The sequence below is a fragment of the Kitasatospora sp. NPDC001159 genome (assembly GCF_053598235.1).
Genome location: NZ_JBSFJV010000095.1, coordinates 21362 through 28223, shown reverse-complemented (window position 1 = coordinate 28223; position 6862 = coordinate 21362). Strand labels below are relative to the sequence as shown.

At 74.0% G+C, this 6862-nt stretch carries 5 protein-coding genes; 2 read left to right on the top strand and 3 right to left on the bottom strand.

Annotated features, from left to right (window positions below; translation table 11 throughout):
- Positions 1-91 precede the first annotated feature (91 nt).
- The 3 genes from ACWC9T_RS33105 to eccE form a co-directional block, all read right to left on the bottom strand.
- On the bottom strand, positions 92-2176 hold the full coding sequence (locus ACWC9T_RS33105) for a MinD/ParA family ATP-binding protein (RefSeq protein ID WP_449824751.1): 2085 nt from the start codon (positions 2174-2176) through the stop codon (positions 92-94).
- A gap of 130 nt (positions 2177-2306) precedes the next feature.
- Entirely contained in the window at positions 2307-3074 is a 768-nt protein-coding gene (locus ACWC9T_RS33100) for a hypothetical protein (protein WP_449824750.1), read from the bottom strand.
- Positions 3074-4333 carry a type VII secretion protein EccE gene (gene eccE, locus ACWC9T_RS33095; protein WP_449824749.1) on the bottom strand — a complete coding sequence of 420 codons (1260 nt, stop codon included), beginning with the start codon at positions 4331-4333 and terminating at the stop codon, positions 3074-3076. Before eccE ends, ACWC9T_RS33100 begins: the two co-directional genes overlap by 1 nt.
- 343 nt (positions 4334-4676) lie before the next feature.
- On the opposite strand from eccE, the gene ACWC9T_RS33090 reads away from it, so the two are divergent.
- The gene (locus tag ACWC9T_RS33090) at positions 4677-6350 is read left to right on the top strand and encodes a type VII secretion protein EccB (RefSeq protein WP_449824748.1); all 1674 of its coding nucleotides are present in this window, start codon (positions 4677-4679) and stop codon (positions 6348-6350) included.
- A gap of 179 nt (positions 6351-6529) precedes the next feature.
- The gene (locus ACWC9T_RS33085) at positions 6530-6832 is read left to right on the top strand and encodes a WXG100 family type VII secretion target (protein ID WP_449824747.1); all 303 of its coding nucleotides are present in this window, start codon (positions 6530-6532) and stop codon (positions 6830-6832) included.
- The last annotated feature ends 30 nt before the right edge of the window (positions 6833-6862 follow it).

Genomic DNA, 6862 nt, shown 5'->3' with positions numbered 1-6862 from the left:
GGCGCCCGTTCCGTTCTCTCGGGGCGCCCACCCCCCCCCGCTCGCCCGGGGGGCCCCGCTCCCCCGCCTGGGGGCGGCCCCCGCGGTTACGTCACTGCTGGGGCGCCTGCGGCGGGTAGCCGTAGCCCGGCGGCGGGGGCTGGTAGCCGTCCGGCGCGGGCGCCGGCGGCTGGCCCTGGGCGGGCGGGTAGCCGTAGCCGGGCGGCGGGGGCTGGTAGCCGTCCGGTGCGGGCACCGGGGGCTGGCCCTGGCCGACCTGATAGCAGTCGTAGTCGTAGCCCGGCCGTGGAGTGCCCTGCTGCGGCGCCCACGGTGCACCGGGGGCGGGCTGCGGGGCCTGCGCCTGGTACGGCTGGGGCTGCGGGGCCTGGGCCTGCTGCTGCCAGCCGGCCTGCTGGGCGGCCGCCTGCTGGGCCCGGATGATGTCCTCGCCGACCAGGGTGGCCAGCTCGAAGTACGCCTCGCGGACCTTGGGCCGCATCATGTCGAGGTTGACCTCGGCGCCGGCCGCCAGGCTCTCGTCGAAGGGCACCACGATGACGCCGCGGCAGCGGGTCTGGAAGTGCGCGACGATGTCCTCGACCTTGATCATCTTGCTGGTCTCGCGCACCCCGGAGACCACCGTGATGCTGCGCTGGACCAGGTCCGCGTAGCCGTGCGCGGAGAGCCAGTCCAGTGTGGTCGAGGCGCTGGAGGCGCCGTCCACGCTGGGGGTGGAGACGATGATCAGCTGGTCGGCGAGGTCCAGCACCCCGCGCATCGCGCTGTACAGCAGGCCGGTGCCGGAGTCGGTCAGGATGATCGGGTACTGGCGGCCCAGCACCTCGATGACCTGGCGGTAGTCCGAGTCGTTGAAGGTGGTCGAGACGGCCGGGTCGACGTCGTTCGCCAGGATCTCCAGGCCCGAGTTCATGTCCTGCGAGGTGAACTGACGGATGTCCATGTAGCTGCGCAGGTGCGGGATGGCCGTCACCAGGTCGCGGATGGTCGCGCCGGTCTGGCGCTTGACCCGGCGGCCCAGGGTGCCGGCGTCCGGGTTGGCGTCGATCGCGATCACCTTGTCCTGGCGCTCGCTGGCCAGGGTCGCGCCGAGCGCGGTGGTGGTCGTGGTCTTGCCGACGCCGCCCTTGAGGCTGATCACGGCGATCCGGTAGCAGCTCAGCACCGGGGTGCGGATGATCTCCAGCTTGCGGGCCTTCTCGGCCGCCGCGGCCTTGCCGCCGAACTGGAACCGCGGCTGCTGGCGCTGCTGCTTGGGCTGGCTGCGCAGCAGCCGGTCCGAGGACAGCTCGACGGCGGCGGTGTAGCCGAGCGGCGCGCCGTGGGCGGTCTGCTGCGGGGCGGCCGCCTGCTGGAACGCGGCGGGCTGCGGCGCGGCGGCGCCCTGCGGGGGCCAGGGCTGCCCGGGGCCCGGCTGCTGCGGCTGGCCGGGCTGCGGCTGGGCGGCGGCCGGCTGCTGGTAGGCGCCGGGCTGAGGCCAGCCGCCCTGGCGCGGGTCCGCCGGTCCGGCCTGGGGCGGGACGGGCTGACCGGGCTGAGGCTGGACCGGCTGCGCGGGCTGCGGCTGGGGCTGGACCGGCTGCGCGGGCTGCGGCTGCGCGGCGGCGGGCGGCTGGGCGGCCCAGGCGGCCTGCGGATCCCAGGCGACCTGCGGGTCCTGCGGTGCCTGAGGGGTCTGCGGTGCCTGAGGCGCCTGGGGGTTCTGCGGGACCGCCGGGGGCTGCGGCTGGACCGGCTGAGGCTGCGCCAAGGTCTGCGGCGGGGCGGGCGGTCCCGGCTGCGGGCCCGCCGCGGGCGTCGGGGTCGGGTACGGCTGCGGCGTGCCCGGCTGGGCCAGCGGCTCCGCCGTCGGCCAGGCCGCGGTGGGCGCCCGCTGCTCGGGCGTCGCGGCCGGGGCCGGCAGCGGGAACGGGACGTGCTGCGCCTCGGCCTGGACGGACGGCGCCGGCGGCACCGGTGCGGTCGCGGGCGCCTGGGCGGCCGCGTCGGCCCCCGGGGCGGGTGCGGCAGCCGCCGGTGCGGCGGCGGGAGTGCCGGCCGGGGCAGCTCCCGGAGTCGCCGGGGCGTCCGACTGCACGTACCAGGACGGGGGAGTGTAGTCGGGCGCGTCGGACCAGTCGTCGTCGTCCTCCGCCGCGTTGTCGCCGACGTAGACGCCGTCCCGATCGCTGCTCACTAGGGCTCCCTCGTGTTCGCCGCCGCTTGTTCAGCGGTGCCGTTGCCGCAACAAAGACTAGGCCGTACGGCTGCCCCCGTTGAAGGCGGCTTCGTCCCGGACCGGGATCGACCGGCCCGGAACGGTCGGCTCAGTCCATCCGGCGCGGGCCGCCGAGCACCTGCTGTTCGGCCTGTCCGGCCACGGCCCGGACGTACTGGCGCCGCATCCGGGTGGCCCACAGGGTGAGGTCGTCGCCGAGCGCCGGGAGCGCGGCCACGTCCTCCGGCGGGAGGGACAGCACCCGGCCGGTCAGCTCCGCCTCCTGCGGGGAGATCCGCTGCACACCGACCAGGTCGGCCGCGTTGAGCACCCGGGAGGCGTTCGGGCCCAGGTAGGGCAGCAGGGTCAGGGTGGTCTGCCAGGGCGCGGCGGAGAGCCGGCTGCGCGGCGGGCGGGCGCCGAGGTCGCGCACCACCAGCACCGGCGAGGCCACTGAGGCGCCCTGCGGGCCGAGCCGGCCGACCTGGTGGATCGTCACGCACGGCTGTCCGCCGCCGGCGGCCTGCGCCATCGGGCCCCAGAGCTGCCCGCGGGCGGTCTCCACGGCGACCCGGGCGCCGATCGCGGCCGCGCGCAGCGCGATGACCTGCGCCGTCCACATGCCGCCGACCAGCACCAGGTCGTACGCGGTGGGGCGGAACAGGCCGAGCACCGCGGGCAGTCCCTGCGGGTCGACGCCGATGACCACGCCGTCGTCGCCGACCGGGAAGGCCAGCGCCGACAGGTCGGCAGCCTCCAGCACGTGCTTCTCCCGACGCGGGCCGCGCAGTCCGAAGCCGGGCAGGATCCGCGGCCGGACCCGTCGCTGCTCGGCGCCGGGCGTCGGGCCCGGGGCGGGATAGGTCTGGTACGCCATCAGGACGCTCCTCCCAGCGGCAGGGTGGCGAGCATGCCGGGGGCCTGCTCCAGGTCGAGCCGGACCAGGCCGAGTCCGGAGCTCTGCGCCCGCGCCTCCACCTGGCGGCCGACCTGGCCGACCTCGCTCTCGCTGCGCCCGGTCACCCGCAGGTGTCCGCTGACGGTCACCGAGTCGCCGGTGCCGTGTGCGGCGGTCAGGCTGAAGGTGCTGGCCAGCGCCGGGGAGCCGGTGATCAGGTTGACCAGGTCCGGGGCGGCGATCCGGCCGGGGGCGCCGCCGGGGCGGCTCAGCTGCGGCCAGCGGGAGATCCAGTAGGTGCTGTGCCAGCGGTCGTCGATCCGCCAGAAGCGGTTGCCCTCCTGGGTGCGGCGGGTGGTGCCGCCGCCGCTGCCGGTGCCCTGACGCCCGGCCACCGCGATCGGGTTGGCGCAGGTGGCGATGGCCAGAGCGGCGATCAGCTCGCGCTCGTCCAGCACGGTCGCGTTGAACCCGGCGCTGTTGAGCCGCCCGGCCAGCTGGTCGGTGACCCGCTGCAGTGCCTTGCGGGCGCCCTCCTCGCCGCCGCCGCGGGCCCGGACGGCGGTGGCCGCGCGCTCCGGGTCGAGCTTGAGGGCGATCCAGGTCAGCCGCAGTCCGGGGGTGGAGGTGCCGTCGGGCAGTTCGCGGTAGGCGCGGGCGGCCAGCGACTGTTCGGGCAGGTGCGGGGCCGGGGCGGGCTGGGTGTGCTGGACCAGCTGCACCGACTCCAGGGTGATGTCGTCCACGGTGAGCGCCGAGCAGATCACGTCCAGCGGCAGCGGCAGCGCGGTGCGCACCGGGCGCAGCGGCTGGTCCTTGGCCTGGACGAGCAGCACCGAGCTGAGGAAGGTGCCGTCGCCGACCATGCCGGTCTCCCGGCGGATCGGGCGGCCGCCGAACTCGGCCTCGGTGGCGTGGGTGCAGGTGCGCAGACCCGGTTCGAGCTCCAGCGCGGGCGCCAGGGCCGGGTCGGTGCCGGGCGGCGGCAGCAGCGACTTCGCCTGCTTGCGGCGGGACTTGAGGGCGGAGCGGACCCGGAGCAGCTCCGGGATGGTGTGCCCGCGCAGCGGGACGACCGCCAGAACCAGCAGGACCATCGAGACCGCGCCGAAGCCGGCCGCGACCGGGCGGCTGATCGTCCAGCCCACCGCGACCAGGGCGGCCGCGACCTCGACCAGCACGAGCTGTTGGAGCTTCAGGCGCCCACCGAGCAGCCCGGGGCGGGGGTTGACGCGCACCTGGACGGGGCCGCCGGCCGTGGCGGCTGTCGGCGGGTGGACGGCGGCGGCCGGGGCGGAAGGGCCGCCGCGGGCCCGTCCGGACCGGCGTGACCTCCCGCCGCCTGCGGTGCCGCGGCGTCCTGGAGCGGTCTGGCTTGGCATCCCCCGGTGGCCCTCTCTGATCCGTTGTCGCGGCCCGGCTGGCTGGTTCGCGGACCGTACCCGTACCGTACTCACCGTCTGCTGCCGCATCGTAGAGGGTTCGAGCCGGATCCCGCCCGGCGGGTGCGGATCACGGGGCAGGTCGGGCCGACGGGGACCGACCACGCCTGGCACACGTCTGACAAGGGGGACGACGAGGATGGCATCGCGCCGGGACGAGCTGAACGCGTACACCTTCGCCCGCAAGCGCACGGTGGGGGCGTTCCTGCTGCCCGCCGGCGGCGGCAGTGACGAGGACGCGCCGCGACCGGTGAAGGCGGTGTTGCCGAGTGTGCTGGTCGGGTCGTTGGTCGTGGCCGGCTTCGGGCTCTGGGGGGTGTTCAAGCCGGCTGCCCCGCTGAAGTGGGACGACGGCAAGAACATCATCCAGGGCAAGCAGTCGACCACCCGGTACGTGGTGCTGACCGACCCGGACGGCAAGACCAAGCGGCTGCACCAGGTGCTGAACATGTCCTCGGCGCGGCTGGTGCTGCCCGCCGAGGCCAAGGTCGTGGTGGTGGACGACGGGGTGCTCGACCGCTACCCCAACCACGGCCCGACGATCGGCATCCCGTACGCCCCGGACAAGTTGCCGAGCAAGGACAACGCGAGCCAGCCGATGAAGTGGGCGGTCTGCGACCGCCCGGGATCGGACGACAAGCAGGAGACCGTCAACCAGGCGCTGTTCGTGGCGGCGGGCCAGGACGCGGCGGCCCTGTCGGCCAAGGACCGGGTGCTCGGTCAGGACCAGCTGATGCTGGTGCAGCAGGCGGACGACCAGCAGGTCTCCACCGCTCCGGCGGCGGGGCAGCCGGCCGCGGGCGCCGCGAAGGTGTACCTGGTCGACGCGCAGGGCCGCAAGCACGAGATCGGCTCGCCGCAGTCGGACGACAAGGAGCGCAAAGCGCTGATCACCGCGGTCTTCGGGCCCAACGCGGTGCCGCAGCGGGTCAAGCGGGAGTGGCTGGACACCCTGGTGCCCGCCACCGCGATCACCTTCCCGAAGCTCGAAGGGGCGGCCGACTCCCAGGGCCCCAACTCCCAGGTGGAGCTGGGGAACCAGGCGGACCGCCGGGTCGGCCGGCTGGTGCACTACCAGGACCGCCGCTACGTGGTCGGCAAGGACCGGCTCTACCTGATCACCCCGTTCCAGGAGGAGCTGATCCGGCAGAACCCGGCCAACCAGATGCTCTACAAGTACGACCAGGACAAGAAGCCGCGCAGCGACGACATGACCCCGGACGAGCAGTCCAAGCTCAACACCGACACCCGGCTGCCGGGCACCGTCGACGACTGGCCGCTGAAGTCCGGTGCGCCGGTGAACAATTGGCAGGACCGCCAGGACGCCCGCCTGGTCGTCTGCAGCACCTTCGACGGCCTGGCCGAGGACGGGCGTACGCCCAAGCGCAGCGTCTGGGCCGGTACGGCGTACCCGGCGCCGTACAACAACGGCGCGGGCGCGGCGTACGTGACGCCCGGTCACGGCCTGTTCTACCGCGCGATGGACAACGGGACGGGCGGCTCCGGCACCGACTTCCTGATCACCGAGACCGGCCTGCGCTACGCCGTTCCGTCCAACGGTGACGGCGGTCGCCCCACCGCCCCGCCCAGTGCCGGTCAGAGCGGTCCGCCGAAGTCACCGACCCCGCAGCCGAGCACCCCGAACCCGGACGGGCAGCCGACCCAGAACCCGGATGACCAACCCGGCGGCAACCAGGCGCGGTTGGGCTACCCGAACCTCCAGCCGCTGCCGGTGCCGCAGCAGTGGTCGAACCTGGTGCCGGCCGGTCCGCCGCTGACCGCGAAGAGCGCCGCGCAGCCGCAGAACGCCTGATCGATCAAGCCGGGCAACGGAATTGGCACCAGTGTCATGGTCTGGTAACTACTCAGCGCTCAATGTTGGGTGAGTTGCGTGTGCCGACTACAGTGCTGCTGGACATCACACGGGTGATGCAGCGGGGGACCGTGGGCTCTCCGCACACACAATGTTTGTCTCATGGGGGACGGTGGAGCATGGCTGACGGTCAGTTCACGATGACTGCGCAGGAGATGACGGCTTTCGCCAAGAAGATCGAGCAGGCGGTCGGGAGCATCGAGCAGGAGCGCGCGAAGCTCCAGAGCACGGTCGACAACATCACCGGCGGCTGGAAGGGCCAGGCGGCGAACGCCTACACGGCCCTGCAGAACCAGGTCAACAACGAGGTCAAGGCGCTGCAGGAATCGCTGACCAAGATCCAGCACGCGATCGAGCTGACCACCAAGCACTACGCGAGTGCCGAAGAGGAGCAGAAGGCGCTGTTCGGCCAGCAGGGCTGATCGCCGAACCGCTGATCGCTGCGCTGTTCC